Annotated in this window: 21 protein-coding genes; 4 read left to right on the top strand and 17 right to left on the bottom strand. The window is 34.3% G+C overall.

Annotated elements, in window-relative coordinates:
- Nucleotides 1-117 precede the first annotated feature (117 nt).
- Nucleotides 118-954, bottom strand: coding sequence for a glycosyltransferase family 2 protein (locus AB1278_RS22150; protein WP_202841682.1), 837 nt, complete (start codon nt 952-954; stop codon nt 118-120).
- Nucleotides 955-1,263: 309 nt separating this feature from the next.
- Here AB1278_RS22150 and AB1278_RS22145 point away from each other — a divergent pair, with 309 nt between their 5' ends.
- The 4 genes from AB1278_RS22145 to AB1278_RS22130 all read left to right on the top strand — a co-directional run bounded on the left by AB1278_RS22145 (nt 1,264) and on the right by AB1278_RS22130 (nt 5,705).
- Nucleotides 1,264-2,034 carry a class I SAM-dependent methyltransferase gene (locus tag AB1278_RS22145; protein WP_202841681.1) on the top strand — a complete coding sequence of 257 codons (771 nt, stop codon included), beginning with the start codon at nt 1,264-1,266 and terminating at the stop codon, nt 2,032-2,034.
- Nucleotides 2,035-2,122: 88 nt separating this feature from the next.
- Entirely contained in the window at nt 2,123-3,151 is a 1,029-nt protein-coding gene (locus AB1278_RS22140; RefSeq protein ID WP_343639679.1) for an acyltransferase family protein, read from the top strand.
- 201 nt (nt 3,152-3,352) lie between these two features.
- A complete protein-coding gene (locus AB1278_RS22135; protein WP_202841678.1) occupies nt 3,353-4,786 on the top strand; it encodes an MBOAT family O-acyltransferase in 1,434 nt (477 codons plus the stop codon).
- Nucleotide 4,787: 1 nt separating this feature from the next.
- Nucleotides 4,788-5,705: a hypothetical protein gene (locus AB1278_RS22130; RefSeq protein ID WP_429817058.1), complete on the top strand. Its 918-nt coding sequence runs from the start codon at nt 4,788-4,790 to the stop codon at nt 5,703-5,705.
- A gap of 45 nt (nt 5,706-5,750) precedes the next feature.
- On the opposite strand, the gene AB1278_RS22125 is transcribed toward AB1278_RS22130, so the two are convergent.
- From AB1278_RS22125 to AB1278_RS22050, 16 genes are all read right to left on the bottom strand, one after another.
- The gene (locus AB1278_RS22125; protein ID WP_202841674.1) at nt 5,751-6,692 is read right to left on the bottom strand and encodes a glycosyltransferase family 2 protein; all 942 of its coding nucleotides are present in this window, start codon (nt 6,690-6,692) and stop codon (nt 5,751-5,753) included.
- Nucleotides 6,693-6,899: 207 nt separating this feature from the next.
- Nucleotides 6,900-7,838, bottom strand: coding sequence for a glycosyltransferase family 2 protein (locus AB1278_RS22120; RefSeq protein WP_395972288.1), 939 nt, complete (start codon nt 7,836-7,838; stop codon nt 6,900-6,902).
- The gene (gene asnB, locus AB1278_RS22115; protein WP_202841670.1) at nt 7,838-9,634 is read right to left on the bottom strand and encodes an asparagine synthase (glutamine-hydrolyzing); all 1,797 of its coding nucleotides are present in this window, start codon (nt 9,632-9,634) and stop codon (nt 7,838-7,840) included. Before asnB ends, AB1278_RS22120 begins: the two co-directional genes overlap by 1 nt.
- A gap of 202 nt (nt 9,635-9,836) precedes the next feature.
- Nucleotides 9,837-10,760: a glycosyltransferase family 2 protein gene (locus AB1278_RS22110; protein ID WP_262896830.1), complete on the bottom strand. Its 924-nt coding sequence runs from the start codon at nt 10,758-10,760 to the stop codon at nt 9,837-9,839.
- Nucleotides 10,761-10,762: 2 nt separating this feature from the next.
- Nucleotides 10,763-11,488, bottom strand: a complete 726-nt coding sequence (locus tag AB1278_RS22105; protein ID WP_110008457.1) for a class I SAM-dependent methyltransferase — start codon at nt 11,486-11,488, stop codon at nt 10,763-10,765.
- Between the two features lie 30 nt (nt 11,489-11,518).
- A complete protein-coding gene (locus AB1278_RS22100; RefSeq protein ID WP_343639665.1) occupies nt 11,519-12,448 on the bottom strand; it encodes a glycosyltransferase family 2 protein in 930 nt (309 codons plus the stop codon).
- Between the two features lies 1 nt (nt 12,449).
- Nucleotides 12,450-13,118 (bottom strand): hypothetical protein, encoded by a 669-nt coding sequence (locus tag AB1278_RS22095; RefSeq protein ID WP_202841667.1) that lies wholly within the window; start codon nt 13,116-13,118, stop codon nt 12,450-12,452.
- Between the two features lie 27 nt (nt 13,119-13,145).
- Nucleotides 13,146-14,015, bottom strand: coding sequence for a glycosyltransferase (locus AB1278_RS22090; RefSeq protein WP_429817053.1), 870 nt, complete (start codon nt 14,013-14,015; stop codon nt 13,146-13,148).
- Between the two features lies 1 nt (nt 14,016).
- Nucleotides 14,017-15,195, bottom strand: coding sequence for a glycosyltransferase family 4 protein (locus AB1278_RS22085; protein ID WP_429817050.1), 1,179 nt, complete (start codon nt 15,193-15,195; stop codon nt 14,017-14,019).
- Between the two features lies 1 nt (nt 15,196).
- Nucleotides 15,197-15,787, bottom strand: a complete 591-nt coding sequence (locus AB1278_RS22080) for an acyltransferase (protein WP_202841663.1) — start codon at nt 15,785-15,787, stop codon at nt 15,197-15,199.
- Nucleotide 15,788: 1 nt separating this feature from the next.
- The gene (locus tag AB1278_RS22075; protein WP_202841661.1) at nt 15,789-16,685 is read right to left on the bottom strand and encodes a glycosyltransferase family 2 protein; all 897 of its coding nucleotides are present in this window, start codon (nt 16,683-16,685) and stop codon (nt 15,789-15,791) included.
- Nucleotides 16,685-17,785 carry a DegT/DnrJ/EryC1/StrS family aminotransferase gene (locus AB1278_RS22070; RefSeq protein ID WP_411414228.1) on the bottom strand — a complete coding sequence of 367 codons (1,101 nt, stop codon included), beginning with the start codon at nt 17,783-17,785 and terminating at the stop codon, nt 16,685-16,687. Before AB1278_RS22070 ends, AB1278_RS22075 begins: the two co-directional genes overlap by 1 nt.
- 87 nt (nt 17,786-17,872) lie before the next feature.
- The gene (locus AB1278_RS22065) at nt 17,873-18,406 is read right to left on the bottom strand and encodes an N-acetyltransferase (RefSeq protein WP_202841657.1); all 534 of its coding nucleotides are present in this window, start codon (nt 18,404-18,406) and stop codon (nt 17,873-17,875) included.
- Nucleotides 18,396-18,818, bottom strand: a complete 423-nt coding sequence (locus AB1278_RS22060) for a sugar 3,4-ketoisomerase (RefSeq protein WP_110008467.1) — start codon at nt 18,816-18,818, stop codon at nt 18,396-18,398. The genes AB1278_RS22065 and AB1278_RS22060 overlap by 11 nt, the downstream gene beginning before the upstream one ends.
- On the bottom strand, nt 18,808-19,209 hold the full coding sequence (locus AB1278_RS22055; RefSeq protein WP_110008468.1) for a sugar 3,4-ketoisomerase: 402 nt from the start codon (nt 19,207-19,209) through the stop codon (nt 18,808-18,810). The genes AB1278_RS22060 and AB1278_RS22055 overlap by 11 nt, the downstream gene beginning before the upstream one ends.
- Nucleotides 19,206-20,465, bottom strand: a complete 1,260-nt coding sequence (locus AB1278_RS22050) for an ABC transporter ATP-binding protein (protein ID WP_202841654.1) — start codon at nt 20,463-20,465, stop codon at nt 19,206-19,208. Before AB1278_RS22050 ends, AB1278_RS22055 begins: the two co-directional genes overlap by 4 nt.
- Between the last annotated feature and the right edge of the window lie 14 nt (nt 20,466-20,479).

Genomic DNA, 20,479 nt, shown 5'->3' with positions numbered 1-20,479 from the left:
TTTTGATCATTTGGGTTATACAAATATACCTTTTTTATCTAATGTAAAAGCCATGTTTCTTTTATAAACATCCGTTTGCAGAAGTCATCCGGATTAAAACAAACAGAGGGTAATGCATTATACTTCCCTATAAAAGTTATCTATTGTTCTGGTTATTTTTCTAAAAAACCTGGATATTAATGTATTTTGCTTTTTAAAAATAAAATCGGGAAGTCTCGAAATCTGTTGAATATCTGTGTTATAAAGAACTTTAATTCCTCTTCTTGTAAGGGTGTTATATAATACCTGATGCCAGTTCCTGTAAAGCTTTTCTTTTTTACCTTTATTTTGAGAAACCCCCTGTGAATGGATTCTATATAAATACAGGCTTTTATTGATAAAGACAAGTTCGCCCCTTTCATAAAGTTTCAGGTAAAGATCCTGGTCTACAGAAGAGGACAGACTTTCATCAATCGTATTCCAATTGATAAATTGATCTCTTTTAAAAGTAAAAAAATGGGCGATTTCAAAATTGATATTAAAAAAAAATTTGCTTCCGTTCTTTATTCTTCCCGAGTGGGGAAACAACTTCTTGACAGTCAGATGCTCATCACATATATAAAATCTTGAATAAGTTCCTATAATATTCTGATTTGAATAGGCTTTTATGCTTTTTTCGAGGGCATCATGGGTAAGTGCATCATCAGGGTCTACAAAGCCGCATAGATCACCGGTTGCAAGTTTTATACATTTGTTCTTGGTATATCCTACCCCCCGGTTCTTTTCATTTTCATATAAAAAAAAACGCTTATCGTTGCGGATAAGTTCCCTTAAGGCATCTTTTTCCTGCTTCTCTGAGCAGTCATCTACAATAATAACTTCCCAATCGGTGTATGTCTGTTGAATAATACTTTCATAACAATCTTTGAAATAGACTGCATTATTGAAGTGGGCAACTAATATTGAAAATTTCATCTTAGGTAATTTAAATTGAGCAGATTATTCTATAGTAACTCATTTGAGTTGCTGAATTGGTATACGTTTAACGATTTTTATCAAAGAATAATTTACTTCCGGTAAGCTCAAAAGGATTTTCAGACATGTTTTAAATTTTTTTCGTTGTGTATGCTGTAAATATAGCAAAATTTTAGACTTTGAAATTAATATTAAGAAAGGTTTATCAGTCTGTCTGTACAAGGTATGCTGCCTAATTGTGACAACGTGGTAGGTTTTACAATGAAAATAAAAAAAAAACTTTATTTTTGCCTCAATAAAAACAACACAGTGATTGAAATAGGTAGAGTTCTCAAAACTTTTATAGGGTTTTTAAGACGACCCGATCTTTATCCTGAATTATGCCGGAAAATTATTAAAAATACAGTCAGTCGAGGAAATGCCTTTAAAGGGAAGGATAAAACAAACTCCTGGGCTGCAGGAAGATGCATTTCACAGGAAGATGCGGTTTCCAAGCTTTTCGGACTTGAAATCAAGGCGTTCCGTAATGAATATCAGGTGGTTTTAGACGAAGCTGCACAGAAAGAAAAAAATTGCCCTGTGAAAATGGGAGGGGCGGGAGCGCTGGAAATTATTTACTATGCCTGCGAATTTACCCATGCACAGAATGTGGTGGAGACAGGCGTTGCCTACGGATGGTCTTCATTGGCATCTCTCTTATCTCTTACAAAGAGAGGCGGCACACTTTATAGTTCAGATATGCCTTATCTGGCTCTGGATGGGGATCAGTATGTAGGATGTGTAGTTCCTGAAAACCTGAAAAGCAACTGGAAGCTCTTCCGTTTTGCTGATAGAGAATCGCTTCCTAAGATTTTTACTGAAAATGCTGTATTTGATGTTCTTCACTATGATTCCGATAAAAGTTATGACGGGAGAATGTGGGCCTATGATGAACTTTATGCGCATTTAAAAAAAGGCGGGGTTTTTATCAGTGATGATATTGGTGATAATTCTGCCTATCAGGATTTCTGTGACAAGAAGAATATAGAAACAACAGTAGTAGAATACGAGGGAAAATACATCGGAATTTTTATCAAGTAAACCGCATAAATCTGTTGTTGGAAATCATTTAATTCTGGATCATGGAAAGTTTAAATATACTTATAATATGACTGTTTAGACCGTTCTTATGAAAATACCTCAGATTACATTTACGCGGTTTATTGCGGCAATGGCAATTGTCATTGCCCATTTTAACAAAGATATGTTCCTCTACAATATAGATTACATTTCAAATGTTTTTCTGAAGGCAAATGTTGGAGTAAGTTATTTCTTTATACTTTCGGGATTTATCATGGTGGTAGCCTATCATAAGAAAGAAAGGATAGATTATTTCGATTATTACAAAAACAGGTTCGCAAGAATTTATCCGCTTTATGTATTGGGTCTTTTGCTTTATCTGGTAACAAGGTATTCCAATTTCAGCTTTTATAAACTTTTTTTATATCTGTTTGGTCTTCAGAGCTGGATTCCGGGAGAAGCAATGATCCTGAATTTTCCAGGTTGGTCTATTTCTGTAGAATTTTTATTCTATTTGATTTTTCCTGTCCTTTATAATTATTTCTATGTCAAAGGGAATAAAAGTATTTGGGTAATTACCGTCATGCTATGGATTATAACACAGATATTTTCGGGGCTGTATGTGGAATCATCTTATTATGAAGGCCCGCATACACAAAGCCATGAACTGCTTTACTATTTTCCTTTAATGCATATCAACGAATTTTTAGCAGGAAATCTGGCGGGAATATTTTTTGTGAATCATCATCAGCGTAAGAATTATGATGTACCTGTGATGATCATTTTTATCCTTATCATATTGTCACTTATTTTTATTCCTCTTTTCTTTCACAATGGCTTAATGGCTATATTGTTTATCCCTTTTATTGTTCTTATATCTAAAAATAATGGATTGATTACCAGATTGTTTTCTTTAAAACAACTTGAATATCTGGGAGAAGCGAGTTATGCCGTTTATATTACCCATATTCCTGTATTATATATACTGAGGGAAGCCATACAATGGAGCGGCCGTAACATAGGTATCGATAAGGTATTTGGGATCTATATTATTGTTTTAACCTGTACTTCGGTTTTGTTTTATCAGTTTATTGAAAAACCTTTGAGAAATTCTTTGAAAAAGATACGAATAAGATAAAAATATACTAATTTACATCAATATACCTACACACAATTATGAAATCAAAATTTACCATTCCGTATATTTTCCGGACAAGTAGAAATAAGTGTATTTCTCTAAAAACCGTCAGGCAGCTATATGAAAAAGAAATGTATATTTATTTCCGGAAGAAATCCATAGTTTCAGGAGCCTGTATCTCATAACTTTTAAAAACACATTATGTTATTCAATTCAATAGGATTTCTTATTTTTTTACCTATAGTATTCTGTTTATACTGGTTTGTTTTTAATAAGAAATATCAGAATCAAAATAAGCTTTTGCTATTGGCAAGCTTTTATTTCTATGCGTGCTGGGATTGGAGATTTTTGTTTTTACTGATGTTTTCCATTGGTTTGGATTATTTTTCAGGTATTAAGATCGAAAATAGCAGGAATAAACGTGAAGCAAAATTCTGGCTTACTTTAAGTATTGTGATCAACCTGGGATTTCTGGGCTTTTTTAAATACTATAATTTTTTTATTGAAAGTTTTGCAGACCTCCTCGGTGGTATGGGATTTAAGGTGAATATCTGGCTGCTGAATGTGATTCTGCCGGTGGGGATTTCATTTTACACTTTTCACGGGCTCTCTTATGTAATTGATGTTTATAAGAAGAGGATCCGTGCTGAACGCAGTTTTATTGACTATGCAGTTTTTGTAAGTTATTTTCCCTTACTGGTGGCAGGACCTATAGAAAGGGCAACTCATCTGCTGCCCCAGATTCAGAAAAAAAGAACATTCAGCTACGAGCAGGCCGCAGACGGGATGCGTCAGATTCTTTGGGGTTTCTTCAAAAAAATGGTGATTGCTGATAATTGTGCACCATTAGTGAACGAGATTTTTACCCATTATCAAACCGAAAGTCCTGCCAATCTTTTAATCGGAGCTGTTTTGTTTGCTTTCCAGATTTATGGAGATTTTTCAGGGTATTCAGATATTGCGTTAGGGGTTTCAAGACTGTTTGGAATAGAACTTCTCAAGAATTTTGCTTTCCCTTATTTCTCAAGGGATATTGCTGAGTTTTGGAGAAGATGGCATATTTCATTGTCTTCCTGGTTCAGGGATTATCTTTATATTCCATTAGGGGGTAGTAAAGGAGGACTGGGCATGAAAATAAGAAATACCTTTATCATTTTTCTTGTCTCCGGATTCTGGCATGGTGCCAACTGGACGTTTATAATCTGGGGCGGCCTTAATGCCTTATTCTTTATGCCACTGCTGATTATGGAGAAAAACAGAACCAATATAGAAGTTGCAGCGCAGGGAAAATGGTTTCCATCTTTTAAGGAAATCCTGCAGATACTGATTACCTTTTCTGCTACCTGTATCGCCTGGATATTTTTCAGGTCAGAATCTGTACTTCAGGCATTTGAGTATATTAAACGTATCTTCAGCCTGGAACTGTTCTCCTTTCCGGCTCAGATGCCGGTGAAAGTTTTTGCTTTGACTGCCTGTATGCTGATTATAGAATGGATTAACAGGGAACAATTCCACGGGCTTCAGATAAGAAGATTCAATCCTTGGGTACGCCGTATTCTTTACGGAATCATCATCTATATCATTCTCCGGTATGCCAATTTCGGGAATAATGAATTTATTTATTTTCAGTTTTAATATGAAAAAATTTTTATTTAAAATATCATTTTATATCATCGGAATTCTGCTCGTATTCGGAGTTTTGGGGTGGTTTGCGGATGGAAATACAGATAATAATTATATGCATTTCGCAGTAAAAAAACCACAGAATATTATTCTGGGAGATTCAAGAGGAGCTCAGTCTGTTCTTCCCCGGCTTTTAAATCAAAAACTGGGAAGAGACTTTGATAATTTTGCATTGAACGTTGTTCAGTCTCCGTACGGAGCAATCTATTATAAGGCGTTACAAAGAAAACTGGACCCTGAAACTCGAAATGGATTATTTGTTATCACCGTAGATCCATGGAACCTATCCTTAGATAAGAATGTGAAAAAAGAAGAAGACTTTCCGGAAAATCATTCTCCGTTAAAGAATATGTATTTTTATGATCTCTCCCCGAATTATGAATATCTGCTGAGAAATTACGTTCGGAGTTGGTTTAAGATTTACACGGAGAGAGAAGAAGCAGGGAGATCAAGCACCTATCTGCATAAAGATGGTTGGATGGAAGTAACGGTAAACATGCAGAAAGATTCTGTAGCGAAAAGGGAAATTGAGAAAGTAAATTTCTACAAACAATTAGCTCAGAAACAGAATATTTCCCAAGCCAGGATTAATGCCTTAGAAGATATTATCAAATTTCTTAAAAGTAAGGGAACTGTTTATCTGGTAAGAATTCCTGCTTCAGAAAAAATTGTAGCACTGGAACAGTCTTATTCACCCAATTTTAATGAAAAAATGAAAGATATCTCTAAAAAATATGGCGTTTATTTCTTTGATTTCTCTTCCAAAGCCAGGGAATATCAATATACAGATGGAAATCATATGTATAAAGAATCCGGAAAAGTATTTACCTCACAAATAGCGGATTCTATTCTGTCTAAAACAAAAAGATAAGTACAATGTCCTGAATGTAGCGCAGTAGAATCTCCCAGATCCGGATCAGAATAAGTATTTCCTGAAATTAATATTATACAAGCCGGAACGGATGCTTGGATAATCTGTGACAAGATACTTTAAAATCATATTCCACTTTTTGAGGAGGGGAGCATTGGCAATTTCAAAACTACGGTGCATTCTTTTAATATGAAGTTTCATATGGGCGGGAATCGTACTTTCGTTTTCCGACCAGTCTTTCACCTCTTTCCAAAGCAAAACTCTTGTTGTAGCAGGTTTTATTTTCTTAGAATCTACCTTTGTGATCCTGTTGTCTTCATGCACACCTCTTACTGCAACCGCTTTGTCTAAAATACCCGGATAAAGATCAAGATAATAGGATAAACGGAATAAAAATTCAGTATCCTGATGCAATCTTAAACTTGTTTTGAATAAAGGATTCATCTTGCGAAGTAAAGATTCTTTCCTGATCGTCAAAGTATCAATACTAAATAAACCAAAGCTGCCCAACATATTCATTTGTCCCGGAAATACCTCTTTAGGCTCATGAATTTTGTACACCGTAGTTAAGCGATCCTGAAAAATTCTATAATACTGTTCTTTTGCCTTTTCCGAGTAATAATGTACACCCAATGCACCATAAACGCCTTCTACTTCGGGATTTTTAAATAATTCCCTTTCAGCATCAAATCTGTTGGGAAGGTAATAGTCATCAGCATCCAGAAAGGCAATGAAATCACCGGTAGCCTTTTCTATCCCAAGATTTCTGGTAGGGCCTGCACCATGATTGCCTTTGTCGGGGTGCTGATAAAGCTGAACTCTGCTGTATTTTTCAGCGAGTTGCTGACAGACCTTCAAAGCGTTGTCAGGAGACTTGTCTTCCACTAGAATAACCTCATGAACTTCATCAAATTGAAGCGCAGATTCTACTGCTTGGGAGACATATTTTTCTGCATTATAAACGGGAATGATGACTGAGATTTTCATTTTTCAATTAGAAATTATATTGTGTTTATGCGTTATCTTCTTACCAGGAGAATTTAAGCTTTTAATTTTATTTTTAGTAATGGATTATCTTTTTTCTGCAAAATTATTTAGAAATGCGGTCACCACAAGTATTTTAAATATAAAAGGAATATTGAATATCCTTCTGCTTTGAATTTTATGAAAAATATTTCTGCAGGTTATTAAACTTCATGAGCGCATGTACGTAAAGCGGTATTGCGTTTTCAGAATATCTGGATTTTTTAGAATAGCAGCCAATAGACTCATCATTTTGGAAATTCCTTTTTTCTCCGAAAGTTCAAATGCTTTTTTCCGTAAATAAAGTTGATTTGCAGCATCTTTATCCAGGGGCACAGATCGGGACCACTCGTATAAGGAATTCCAGAAAAGGAATTGTCTGCTGTTATACTGTGGCGAGTATCGGATAATCTTAGTAATTCTGTTATCATCATGTATTCCCCTTATCGCAACAGCCTGGTCTATATTACCCGATTTCAGATAGCAGTGATAAGCCAGTTTAATGATAAAATCAGAATCCTGATGTACGCGGAGAATATTATTAAACCTTAGCTTATTCTGATCCAGGGCAGATTTTCTGACGGTTAGTCCATTCAAATGAAAGAATGTACCGAAAGTTTTCGGTGTAAGCCCGAGAAGCCCTCTGAATACTTCTTTTCCTTCTGCCGGATAGTTTACTGTTGTCAATGTATTGTCACTGAATTTAGACTGAAATTCCTTTTTCCCTTTTTCAGTGAGATATTCAACCCCTATGGCATTGAAGATCCCGTCTACCTGCGGCTCTTTAAAAAGCTCTTTCTCCGCATCAAATCTATTGGGAAGATAATAATCATCAGCATCCAGGAATGTAATGAAACTTGAGGCGGCTTTTTCAATACCCAGATTTCTTGAAGCAGCAGCACCATGGTTTCCTTTGTCAGGGTGCTGGAGCAAATGAATTCTTCTATCTTCGCCAGCTAATTCTTTGCAAATTTCCAATGAATGATCAGAAGATTTATCTTCAACTAAAATAACTTCTTTCACTTCTTCAAATTGCAGGGCTGACTGTACTGATTTTTTTAGAAAATCAGCAGCATTATATACAGGGATAATGACAGAAATATCAAGCATCAGAGAACATATTTATTATTATGGGCCCAAAGAGCAAGCTGCAATAAATTCCAGTGCTTATGGTCTTTGTTCAGAAATTTTTGGGTAGTATCAAAATCAATATAGTTAAAAACCTTTTGAGACGAATCTCTTAGAAGATCGTCGGAGAGCTTAATAAGGTTTTCTTCATTAAACCAGTTCTTAACGCTGTGTCCGAAACCTTGTTTGTGACGTTTTCTGATTGTATCTGTCCAATAATTATTCATGGATTCACGAAGGATAATTTTATCATTTTCACTGGTGATTTTCAGCTGATCAGGAAGCTGAATACAGAATTCTGCAAAATCAATATCAAGAAAAGGAGTTCTTACTTCCAATGAATTAGCCATCGCCATTCTGTCTGATTTGACCATCATATTTCCAGGGACATAATTTTCCAGATCTACTCTCATAATGTCATTCAACGAATCATGATTCGGAGTAAAGCTGTATCCCTGCTGATAATCCTGTGAACATCCCAAAAGGGCACGTTCCGATTTATTAAAAACATTTCTGACGGAATTCAGATGAAAATCCAGAATGGAGTCGTACTTTAAATTCTGTTGGGTTACGAACGAAACCGTCTTTGCTTTTTTGTAAAGGTTAAGTCCGAATCTGGCGATTAGATTTTTATAACTGAAATGATTTTTCATCATATTTTCTACCGTATAAAAATGATATCCGCCAAACAGCTCGTCTCCAACATCACCTGAAAGGGCTACAGTCAGATTTTTTCTTGCATTTTTACAGATCTCATAATGCGGAAGGTAAGAGGTATCAGCAAAAGGTTCGTCAAAGAAAGGAGAAACATGCAGTAATGATTCAGCCAGATCTTTTTTTTGCTCATGAACTTCTATATGATTGGTGTTGTATTTATCTGCAATTTCTTTGGCATATTTGAGCTCGCTGTCTTTATGGTCATAACCGAAACTGATTGTCGTCTGATGAGGTAAGAACTCATCCACAAGAGCAACTATAGATGAAGAATCCAGGCCGCCACTCAGAAAACTACCAACCTGCACATCCGCAATAAGTTGTTTTTTAACAGCATTTTTCAGAAGGTACCGAAACTCCTCCTTAGCATCGGAGAGGCTGATCACCCTATCTTTTGACGGCAGGTTGTAATACCGTGAAACAATGACCTTTCCCTCTTTCCAGATCAGCTGATGAGCGGGCGGTAAAGTATATATATTGCTATAAATGCTCTGATAGGTGCTTACATACCCATATTGGAGATAGTTGGAAATGGCTTCAGGATTTACCTTAGGATGGATCAATCCGGATGCAAGAATCGCTTTGATCTCTGAAGCAAAAATAAATTCATTATTATTTCCGATGGCATAGTAAAATGGCTTTTCACCAAAACGGTCTCTTGCACAGAACAATTGCTGTTCACGGTCATCCCAGATGGCAAAAGCAAACATTCCCGGAAGATCATGGATGAGGTTCTGCTGCTTTTTCTGATACATCGCAAGAATGACTTCCGTGTCGGAACCTCCATGGTAAGGATATTCTGCATATTGTCTCTTAATATCCTGGTATCCATAGATTTCACCATTAAGGACAATACATTCATTTTTTGTATTGGAGAACATTGGCTGCTTCCCATTTTCGGACAAGTCTATAATGGAAAGTCTGCGGTGGCCTAATATTGCATTATCATAGAATTCAAAGTCTGAAGAATCGGGTCCACGATGAATCAGAGAGTCTGTCATTTTTTTGATTTCCTCCTGATAATTTGCTGCATTATTGCTTATAATTCCTGCTATTCCGCACATATGCTTTTATTTTTCATCATTAATTTTATCATTTTGTAAAGCTAAATTACAATAAATTAAGGAAAGTTCGATCGGTTTAGATCAGCTGTCGACTCAAACTATTTGAATCGGCTATGTTCTGAATCATCTGTGTACAAGGGTCTGATAACTATGATTTTATTTTTGACGGATATTCATCAATATCAGCCATTGTAGATATTGATTATCTGGTGAAAGTATATTTTATAATTTTTAGTAGCTGGCTTATTCCCGTTCCGATATTTTTGGAAATGGAAAAGCGTTCAAAGATGGCTGCATAAAGCTTTCTGTTCCATACAGGAGAAACAAACTCCTTTTCGTAATAATATTTATTGATGAGCTGATCCAGGGTTTTTACTATCTGCTGGTCTGCTCTCTGATCATTATTAATCCTCTTAATATTTTTAAAGATATCAATAGAAGTTCGGTATTGTTTTTCTGTTTCTAATGAGCTGTAAACGCCACCGCTATGAAGCCGGTAAACTCCCACTACTTTATTAAAGCTTCTGCCTTTTCCAAATTCAAGGGCATGATAAAAATAGTAAAGATCCCTGTAATTGGGATAAATGTCAATCCACTTCTCATCAATGCAGTCTTTTCTGATCAGATAAGTAAAAGTTTGGGTAGGGCGCTGTACAAAAAAGCTGTCCTGTGTATAATCAATATATTTCTGTCCGTTGAACATGGAGTCTTTTCCATCTTCTGTCAGTTTATTTTCATCCTGATGGAACAGTAAATTTCTGGCGGTCACCATGACATATTCTGAATTGTTCTCAAGGAAATCATACTGAAACTGTAGCTTTTGCGGGTCAGTCCAGTAATCATCCCCTTCACAGTAGGCTAAGTATTTTCCTTGAGCCTGTGCGAATGCAAATCTTTGGTTTTCAACAAAACCGATATTAGTCTTATGATTAAAATATCGGATGATATCCGGATATTGCGTTGCAAATTCTGAAATAATAATGTCAGAATCATCCGGTGAATTATCATTGCAAATAATCAACTCAAACGGAAAGTCTGTTTTTTGGGATAGAACACCTTCAATAGCCTCCTTTAAATAGGGGGCGTGATTATAGGTGAGCATGATGACCGATATTTTAGGTTCCATTGCTAATAGTGAAATCTGTTAAGGAGGGATGGAATAATATCTTTCGATTTTAAATTGATCAATTCTTGAGGATTCTTTTTGAGATCCTGAAACGTGTAGGAAATAAACTGCCTGAAAAATTCAGTATCCAGCTCAAAATTCATAGGAAGATTATGTTTTTTCTGAATAATTCCGAGACCATAATCTGTGTCAATAACAAAAACCTCAAGATCGTTCGGATATTTTTTTAGCAGATAAAGGATAGATTTCCAGGTATCACCGTTCCACTCACCAGTCCATTCCGGATGTTTTTCTTTCGTAAAAAATTCTTCTGAGTTGTACGCTGTTGAGGCTGGCTCACTCACAGGAAAACAGTCATGCATGACAATAATTGATTTTTCATCCATGAAAGGGAGGATATTCAGAACATCTTTAAGTGCCTGGTGGTACGTATGCATACCATCAACCAGAGATATTTCAATACTGCCGAAATTTTTAAGAAACTCCTTTTTTTGCTCAAAAAAATCATCACTGGTCATTTCAAAATAATGCGTTTTTCTATTATTTTTAATGTCAAAGACTCTTCTTTTGAGTTTTTCCATTTTGGGTATTATGAAGTTGGGGTCTATTGCAATTTTGTTTTTACAGCTTATGGCATATAGCGATGTGCCACTTCGGGTACCAATTTCAAGATATTTTTTAAAATTAGCTTTCTGGATGATACTGTTGATAAGACGAATTCTATTCATTTTTAATGTTGGGTTTAGATTTATTCTGAATTATACTTGTTTTAAATTAAGAAATGCAGCCCCTTTATTTTTAATGATGGTTCTTGCGTTCATAATTTCATTAAACCGGGTCTTCAGATATTGATATTCTTTCAAAGTATCGGAAGCAGCAGAAAACTGCAGCTGGAGAGCTTGCTTTATCATTTTAGGAATGAAATCTCTGTTAAGTACTTTGGAATCAAACGGGAGTGCCGGATTCAGATAGCGTTGTTCCCGCTGTACTCTCAGAGCATTGATGTGGCTGGTTTTATGGAAATCCTGTTTGCCATCATGTACAACTCTGCTGGGCGGGCATACGATGATTTTTTTCCTGAAAAAAGAAATACGTTGTACGTATTCATAATCTTCGGAATAATGGAAGAAGTAAGGATTAAAGCCCCCGATTTCTTCAATGGTTGCTTTGGGAAGCAGCCAGTGAGCGGCATTCACAAAATCGATTTCATAATAATCTTTAAGACTATTGTTAAAGCTGTCTGAAAATATTCTGTTATCCGGAGTATTTCTTGCCAGGTAGCGTTCGAAAAAAATATCGAGCTTTTTCTCGCTGCCATCCATGTGTATCGGACTTAAAATCCCCAGTTGATTTTTGTCGGGGTATGCGTTGTACACATCCAATAGCTTTTGAAAACTATCCGGATAAATCCATGCATCCTGATTCATCAGGTAGAAAAAATCTGCTCCTTCTTTATACGCTTTTTCTATCCCTGCATTATTCGCTTTTCCAAAACCTAGATTTTGTGGAGATTGAATGAAGTCTACTTCAGGAAAATACTTTTTGATATATTCCTGAGTGCCGTCTGTTGATCCGTTATCTATTACAATACATTTTACAGGAACTGAAGAGGTTCTTAAGCTTGAAAAACATCTTTCTGCCCACTTCATGGCATTATAAGTAACAATGATTACGTGAATAGCCACCATCTTAAATATACTTTCGGGTTAACGTTTCAAGATAACTTTCAGGACTGATACCTGAGAAGAAGTCGTGAATTTCTTTATCAAAATCTACTCTGTAAAAGTCTCCTTCGTTCACTTCTGAATAATAAGCTTTTTGATGGGTTTCTTTTTCAATAGCACCTATAATTTCTTTTAAATCAAAATTATAGGGAAAAGAAAAATTAATAACTTTATTAGGAAGATGCAGACAGTAAGACTCTAAAAATTTAGAAATATCATCTATATCCAGCAATAGTCTCCTTGCCTTTGTATGAACTGTAAACTGGTGTGAATTTTTAATCTGATTTTTAAGAAAATTGAATAATGTATTTGGGTTTCCTCCGTTTCCTACAATATTTCCAATTCTGAGAATAAGGTAGTTTTTACACTTATTTTTGATATAATTTTCAATTTCCTTTTTATGTAAAACGTAAAGACTGTCTTGTTTTGATTGATCATGAATGCTTAGAGTAGAAAAATAAATTAATTTGTGATTGCTGTTACTCTCAATACATTTATCCAACAGAGTAAATTCTCTTTCAAACTCTGAACTTGTTGTTTCCAGAGAATTCGAAACACCAGAAGCGAAAAATAGATTTTCCTCTGAGTCTATATTTTTTAATGAATTGGCAATAAGTCCGTTTCCTATGATCATATCTTATTAAACAGTTTTAGATAAATTTTAATTCTTTGAGTTGTGTTTTTTATTGATACTTCCAGCGTATCTTATATAGCCGTAATACTTTTTTGCTATTTCCAAATGCTCATTAAAATTAAGTTTTTTGGGATAAAATTTTAATGTCAGAAATAGGTTTTTTTTATTAACAGGGTAGTATTTAAAAAAATTGTGCAAAAACCCTAGAAATATTTTCTTTTCAGCTTCGGTGTCGATTTCTTTTTGAAAATCAGATCCTATACTTTCCCTTACTTTAATATTGGCATCTAACCAAGTTTTATCCGGATTTCCACCAGAGAAATGTTGAATCAGTATATCTTTAACCACATAATTCTGTTTTTTTGTAGAAACTCTTAAACTAAAATCAAGATCATAGCCATGGAAACCTTTCAATAGATTTTCGTTGAATTTAAACTGATTAAATATTTCTTTTTTAATTCCAAGAAAAACACCGTCAACAGCAAAGACTTTATTTCTGTTTTCCTTCGTTGTTTGAATGGGAAAATACAGGGTATTCTCTTTATTTCCCTGTAAAATATTTACGAAATTATATTTCTCACTAACGGTCCAGCTTGATGGAGCAGAAGGAACGTAGGATGATCCTGCAAGCCCTATAATTCCTGTATTTTCCTGGTTTAAATGATTTATGAGTGTATTCCCCCAATTTTCATTTTTAAATAAGATGTCTTCATGGATGAAAAGCAAATAATCAAAACCAGCTTTTTCCGCGCCTTTGTTATAAGCTTCACAAATTCCCATCAATCCAGGATTGTCTATTTTAATGATTTCATAAGACACCCCAATTGTTTCTGCAATATTTTTTTCAAGTGCAGAAAAATAGTCAGGAAGGTATGATGAGATTATGATGGAGATCATCCTAAAGTAAGTTATCAATTATTGTAAAAATTTTACCTGCCAATTTCTTGTCAGAATATTCGTTTTCCAATCTCTGATAAATATTTTCACCATAACTTTCTCTTAGATTGGCATCCTGCATAAGTTTAACGGTCTCTTCAGCCATGATATCCATATCCAGATAGGGAACAAGTACTCCATGATTGTTTTCCAGAAATTCAACAGCACCACCGCTTTTTTCAAAAGCTACGATGGGTTTTTTTAGTTTTGCAGCAGTCAGCATAACTAATGGGAAAGGATCTTCACGGGACATTAAAAGAAAAACATCAAAAATATTTATATAATCATTTGGCGTTTTATTATGATCGATAAAAATGATGTCCTTTTCTACCCCTAATTTTTCAGCATCCAGTTTGGCACATCTTACAGCAGCACTTTTGGATGTTCCTCCAAGATTGATGAATTTAAAATTAAGATCAGTTTTCTGTTTTATTTTCTGAACCAAAACAGGAACCATCTCCGTACCTTTTCTTAATTCCTGAGAACTCGCAATTCCAACGATCAATTCTTCATTTTTAATATTCAATTCCTTTTTCAATAATTCTTTATCCTTCTGGAGGTTGAGAACATTGTCTACGAAAGAATGTATTGCTGTTACTTTTTGTGGGGCTGCATTGTACTTGTTGATAAGATTGTCGGCAACAGCTTGCGAACCTGCTATAATTTGGGTGATATTTGAAATGTTTTCTAAAACAAACTCTTTAGAGTAAGTACTTTCAATCCCAAAACTAAGCTCATGAATAGCAACAATTGTAGGAATGTTTTTTTTATAGAAAGGAAGCGTCCAAATCAATGATTCCATTGTGTTTCCATATACCAGATCGTATTTGTTTTCAAGAAGAGAGATGGTAATTTTATCAATTTTGTCTTGTTGAGTCTCTTTTTTTCTGAAAACAATTGATTGAACTCTTTTTAAATTTCTTTTTAAAAATGAAAAAGACTGTAAATGATAATGAGCAACAACAATATTGTTAGCTACTTTTGCAAATTCTTCATACAATTCTCCTCCTCTGATCAATAAAATATCGATCTGATAATTTTCTTTTTCTTTTTTTAATCTTTTTATTAAATCTAAAACAAGAATGGGAGCACCAGATAAAGAAGCTTCGTGCGAAATAAATAATATTTTTTTTGTACTCATTTTAGAGGGTTTGAGAAATTAAATTTTGACTATTTTTCATAATTGTGTTTTCCGGAACAGATTTGTGTATTACACAGCCGGCTCCAATAATAGAATTGTCTCCGATCGTAACCCCTTTTAATATTACAGTATTGCTTCCAATCCAGCAATTTTTACCAATTTTAATAGGAGACGTCATATATTTTTCTTTTTCTACAAAAAGTTTTTCACCTTTTTCAATAAGATGATTATGATCGTATAGCCTTACGCCTTCACCAAAAATGGTGTCATTACCAATTTCAATTTTATCTAAACAATTAATAGAACAATAATTGTTGAAAAAAACACTTTTTCCAATTCTAAGGTCAGCATTCGGAAAAACTACAATATTGCAGTATTCTCTCAGTAAAAAATTTTCACTAATTGTAATATTTCCTATTTGATTATTTTCACCTTTAAAAATATCTGCATCTTTTGGCGAAAAACTTGGATGAATATTTATATTAGGTTTGGACATGAAAATATTCCATTTTTCCTGTTTTTTTCTTTTATCATTATTCTCGACAAGAGTAATGATTTTTTGTGCGATATTATTTTTAAGCTTTGTAAACATTTTAGAAAAATTTATATTTCAGATAATATAATCTTACAGGCAGGTTATATTTCAGGCATAAATTCAGCCAACGTTCTTTCCCTTTATATTGAGAATATTGTTCAGACACTTTCCGGATTTCCTTTTTATCTTTAGATGTTATGTAGATCTTTTTGATGTCGTTATTTATTTTTGTCTTATTTTCAAGATTATGATCATATTTTAACCTTAAAAGTATTTCTTCTACAAAAACAATCCTTTCTTTTATTTTAGAAATGTTTTCACCATGCTTTCTATGATATGCAAGATTTTCAGGAATAAAATCAATAAAATAATTTTCATTAATTCTCAACCATCTGTCGTAATCTTCGATAAGAATATTTTTATCGTACGGACCTGTCTCAATTAAAACCGTTCTTTTAACCAACGTAGCAAGAGCCGGGATAAGGTTCATCTTTTTCAATGTACTTTTAAATTGATTTTCATCTTTATAAAAACTCAGATCATCAAGATAATTAATTAATGTTTTATCTTCTTGGATGATAAAGCAGCTTGAAAAAATCATTCCGAAATCATTCCCCTTTTTTTCTAAATTGGCTACGCATTTTTCAAGAAATGAAGGATGAAGGTAGTCATCGGCAGCTATAATATTTACATATTTTCCCTCAGTCATCTCAATACATTCATTAAGTGTTGCAGCGAATCCTATGTTTGTTTCATGAAAATTGGTTTTTGCAGAAATGTTGTTTTCGTTCAGCCAGTTTTTTGTGATCTCCACAGAATTGTCTGGTGAAGCATCATCAGCAATAATGAGTTCCCAGTTTTTATAAGTTTGATTTTTAATACTATTTAAACACTCAGGGATAAATTCTGAGTGTTTGTATGAAACAACAATAAAACTTACCAACGGATTCTCCATTAGAATTTGTTTAATAATTCAATAACTTTAGCTATTTCCTCTTTTTCCATTACCGGAGAAATAGGCAGGCTCAAAACTTCTTGATGAATCTTTTCACTGATCGGAAAAGATTGTGAATTCCAGTCTTTATAAGCTTCCTGTTTGTGGGGAGGAATCGGATAATGAATCAAAGTTTGGACACCGTTTTCTGTAAGGTAAGCCTGAAGTTCGTCTCTTTTTTCTGTTCTGATAAGGAAAATATGCCAAACATGCTCGTTCTCATTTTCAGGGTTTTCCGGTAGAATAATATTGGAATTTGAAATTTCGCTGATATATTGTCTTGCGATCTTTCTTCTCACCTCATTTTCTTCATCAATGTATTTTAGCTTAATATCTAAAACAGCAGCCTGAATTTCGTCTAGTCTGGAATTTAATCCTTGATAAATATTTACATATTTTTTATTTGAACCATAATTTGCCAAGGCTCTTATGGTTTTTGCCAATTCTTCATCATTAGTCGTAATTGCACCGGCATCGCCCAAAGCACCTAAATTTTTTCCGGGATAGAAACTAAAACCAGAGGCATCACCAAGATTTCCTGTTTTTTTTCCTTTCCATTCTGCTCCAATAGCCTGAGCATTATCTTCAATGATTTTTACATTATATTTTTGAGCCAATTGCTGCAATTCTTCAGAGAAAATAACTCTTCCGTAAAGATGCACAATTAAAATACCTTTTGTTTTTGGAGTGATTTTTTCTTCAATTTTTGATACGTCAATATTATAGTTGGCAATATCTGGTTCTACCAAAACGGGTACGAGTCCATTATCGGAAATGGCTAAAATAGAAGCAATATAAGTGTTGGATGGAACTAAAATTTCGTCTCCTTCTTTCATTAATCCCATTTCGATATATCCTCTAAGGATAAGACGAAGAGCGTCTAAGCCATTGGCAACACCGATTGCGTGTTTTGTTCCGATATATTGAGAAAGATTTTTCTCAAATAGATTCAGTTCATTGCCCATAAGATACCATCCGGAACGGAAAACCTGCAAGAGCTTCGCCTCAATTTCTTCTTGGTGCTGTAGATTAATTTTTTGTAGATCGAGGAACTTAATCATGAGAATAAATTTTTTATTTTTTGTTGAAAGGTTTTTCTATTACTTTATATGAATGAATACTTGCAGTGAGCATAATGAAAAACATCACTAGTCATTTTGAATTTCATAGGAATTTCCTTCCTTGTCTTTCATATTCAGATCTAAAATCTTTCCGTCTAAAGTTATAAAACCCGTTTGTCTGGCAGGATTTCCATACCAAACTGTATTTGAAGGCACATTTTTCGTAATGACACTTCCGGCACCGATCAAAGCATTTTCTCCGATTATATTCCCGGCAATAATTGTAGAGTTAGCCCCAATTGAAGCACCTTTTTTCACAAGTGTTTTACTGAATTCTAAAGGATATTGTTTTGAACGCGGAATAAGATCATTCGTAAAAGTTACATTTGGACCGATAAATACATTGTCCTCCAATGTTACTCCGTCCCAAACCTGTACGCCGGGTTTAATGGTTACATTATCACCTATTTTCACGTCATTTTCAATAAAAACATTGCAATTTATATTGCAATTTTTACCAATTTCAGCACCTTTTAAAACAACGCAGAATTGCCAAATCATGGTGTCTTCTCCTATGTTTTCACTTTGGACATCGGCTAATGGATGAATTTTATTTTTCATTCTGTATTTTTAAAAATGTATCATAATCTCTGACATAGTCTTCTTCATTATAATGATGAGATGCCAGAACCAGACAAATTGCACCTGATGAAAAATTAATTTCTGAAGCCCAAATTCCTGGTGGAATATGAAGCCCAATATCCGGGCGGTTCAGAAAAACCTGTCTTTTAAACTTTCCATCATCCAGTGAAACCTCGAAACTTCCGCTAGCTGCAATCAAAAACTGATGACATTCTTTATGAGAATGAGCACCACGGCTTTCTCCACCCGCAATGTCGTATAAATAAAATATTCTTTTAACATCAAATGGGAAGGTTGAATTGTTTTCAACCACTGTAAGATTACCCTCATCAAAACTTATTTTTCCAAGGTCTATAACACTACAATCAAATACTGAAAGCTTATTTTTCATTTGCCAGCTTTTTAAATTCTTCAAAATCTCTGATATAATCATCCTGATTATAAGTATGATCAGAAACAATAAGAGCAAGTGAATTGGTAGAGAAATTCTCTAGTTTCCGCCAAAACATTTTCGGAATATATAATCCATAATAGGATCTGTTTAAGGAAAACCGCTGCTCTTCTTTACCATTATGAATCACTACATCAAAACTTCCTGAAAGAGCAATAATATACTCCTGCTGTTCTTTAAAAGCGTGACTTCCCCTTGTTTCCCCTCCCGGAACATCATAAATCCAATACGTTCTTTTAATTTCAAAGGGTAGTTGATTGGGGTGCTCAAAAAAGGAAAGATTTCCTCTTTTGTCATAAATTTTTGGAAGTTCTATTATTTTTGGAATCATGGAGTCTGTACTTTATAATCAAAATTCGGTCTTGTAATTCCCGGATACAAATGAAGTTTGCTGCCCACTTTTACATTTTCAACCTCAAAGCCTACAATACTGTCGACTGCAAATAATACTTCGGTTTGATTTTTTCCGAAAATTAATTTAAAATAGTAATTTCCTGCATTAATTAAACCTGCCGGAATATCAAATTCTACTGTATAATCCCCAATTTCAGAGTTATTATTTTCAGTAATAAGTTTTCCTACATGGAAGATAATAAGCTCTTCATAATTTCTTAGTTCAAAAGTAGCATCCAGATTGATATTAGCACAATTATTCTGGAAAACAAGCTTTACATGAATTCCGGAATCAATATCGATGAGATCTCCATGAATAGGATTTACATAAAATTCTTTTATTCTGATGTTATTATTTCCTAGAGCTTCATTAATATTTCCATTGTAATAATAAGAACTTGCTGTTGTACTGCTTTTTTGATATTCTATAATTGTATTTAGCATATCTCCTTCATAGGCTAAAGTTCCTTGGTTTAAAAGGATTCCTTTGTTGCAAAGTTCTTTTACGGCAGTCATATTATGACTTACAAAAAGAATGGTTCTTCCTTCTCCTTTTGCTACATCGTTCATTTTTCCCAGGCATTTTTTTTGAAAATCTGCATCACCCACAGCCAATACTTCATCTACAATTAGAATTTCAGATTCCAAGTGAGCTGCTACAGCGAAGGCCAGACGAACATACATTCCCGATGAATATCTTTTTACCGGAGTGTCAATATATCTTTCTACTCCTGAAAAAGCTACGATCTCATCAAATTTTCTTGAAATTTCCTTACGGGTCATTCCAAGAATTGCTCCATTTAAAAAAACATTTTCGCGTCCTGTCATTTCAGGATGAAACCCGGTTCCTACTTCCAATAAAGATGCAATTCTTCCGTTGGTGTATATTTTACCGGTTGTAGGTTTTGTTACCTTGCTTAAAAGTTTTAACAGGGTAGATTTTCCGGCTCCGTTTCGCCCAATAATCCCTACTGCAGTTCCTTGTTCAATCTCAAAATTAATATTCCGAAGTGACCAAACGTACTCAGAAGTTCCCTTGGTTGTTCTGTCATTTACCTCACCAATTTTAAGATATGGATCTTCTTTTCCTCTTACTTTGTGCCAGAATCGGTTTAAGTCATGAGATAAGGTACCCGTTCCGACTTGTCCGAGACGGTATTGTTTTGATATATTTTCTGCTTTTAAAGCTAGCATTTTTAAATTGTTTA

Source organism: Chryseobacterium sp. NRRL B-14798, from assembly GCF_050470705.1.
GTDB classification, from domain to species: domain Bacteria; phylum Bacteroidota; class Bacteroidia; order Flavobacteriales; family Weeksellaceae; genus Chryseobacterium; species Chryseobacterium cupriresistens.
This window is presented reverse-complemented; position numbering and strand designations above follow the sequence as displayed.

Excerpts from the sequence above, each read along its gene's own strand:
- AB1278_RS22075 (WP_202841661.1), bottom strand. The coding sequence starts at position 16,685 with ATGGAGAATCCGTTGGTAAGTTTTATTGTTGTTTCATACAAACACTCA.
- AB1278_RS22060 (WP_110008467.1), bottom strand. The coding sequence starts at position 18,818 with ATGAAAAATAAGCTTTCAGTATTTGATTGTAGTGTTATAGACCTTGGA.
- AB1278_RS22095 (WP_202841667.1), bottom strand. The coding sequence starts at position 13,118 with ATGATCATAGGAAACGGACTTATTGCCAATTCATTAAAAAATATAGAC.
- AB1278_RS22065 (WP_202841657.1), bottom strand. The coding sequence starts at position 18,406 with ATGAAAAATAAAATTCATCCATTAGCCGATGTCCAAAGTGAAAACATA.
- asnB (WP_202841670.1), bottom strand. The coding sequence starts at position 9,634 with ATGTGCGGAATAGCAGGAATTATAAGCAATAATGCAGCAAATTATCAG.
- AB1278_RS22085 (WP_429817050.1), bottom strand. The coding sequence starts at position 15,195 with ATGAGTACAAAAAAAATATTATTTATTTCGCACGAAGCTTCTTTATCT.
- AB1278_RS22090 (WP_429817053.1), bottom strand. The coding sequence starts at position 14,015 with ATGATCTCCATCATAATCTCATCATACCTTCCTGACTATTTTTCTGCA.
- AB1278_RS22070 (WP_411414228.1), bottom strand. The coding sequence starts at position 17,785 with ATGATTAAGTTCCTCGATCTACAAAAAATTAATCTACAGCACCAAGAA.
- AB1278_RS22150 (WP_202841682.1), bottom strand. The coding sequence starts at position 954 with ATGAAATTTTCAATATTAGTTGCCCACTTCAATAATGCAGTCTATTTC.
- AB1278_RS22135 (WP_202841678.1), top strand. The coding sequence starts at position 3,353 with ATGTTATTCAATTCAATAGGATTTCTTATTTTTTTACCTATAGTATTC.
- AB1278_RS22080 (WP_202841663.1), bottom strand. The coding sequence starts at position 15,787 with ATGTTTACAAAGCTTAAAAATAATATCGCACAAAAAATCATTACTCTT.
- AB1278_RS22110 (WP_262896830.1), bottom strand. The coding sequence starts at position 10,760 with ATGGAACCTAAAATATCGGTCATCATGCTCACCTATAATCACGCCCCC.
- AB1278_RS22120 (WP_395972288.1), bottom strand. The coding sequence starts at position 7,838 with ATGCTTGATATTTCTGTCATTATCCCTGTATATAATGCTGCTGATTTT.
- AB1278_RS22105 (WP_110008457.1), bottom strand. The coding sequence starts at position 11,488 with ATGAATAGAATTCGTCTTATCAACAGTATCATCCAGAAAGCTAATTTT.
- AB1278_RS22055 (WP_110008468.1), bottom strand. The coding sequence starts at position 19,209 with ATGATTCCAAAAATAATAGAACTTCCAAAAATTTATGACAAAAGAGGA.
- AB1278_RS22140 (WP_343639679.1), top strand. The coding sequence starts at position 2,123 with ATGAAAATACCTCAGATTACATTTACGCGGTTTATTGCGGCAATGGCA.
- AB1278_RS22130 (WP_429817058.1), top strand. The coding sequence starts at position 4,788 with ATGAAAAAATTTTTATTTAAAATATCATTTTATATCATCGGAATTCTG.
- AB1278_RS22100 (WP_343639665.1), bottom strand. The coding sequence starts at position 12,448 with ATGGTGGCTATTCACGTAATCATTGTTACTTATAATGCCATGAAGTGG.
- AB1278_RS22050 (WP_202841654.1), bottom strand. The coding sequence starts at position 20,465 with ATGCTAGCTTTAAAAGCAGAAAATATATCAAAACAATACCGTCTCGGA.
- AB1278_RS22125 (WP_202841674.1), bottom strand. The coding sequence starts at position 6,692 with ATGAAAATCTCAGTCATCATTCCCGTTTATAATGCAGAAAAATATGTC.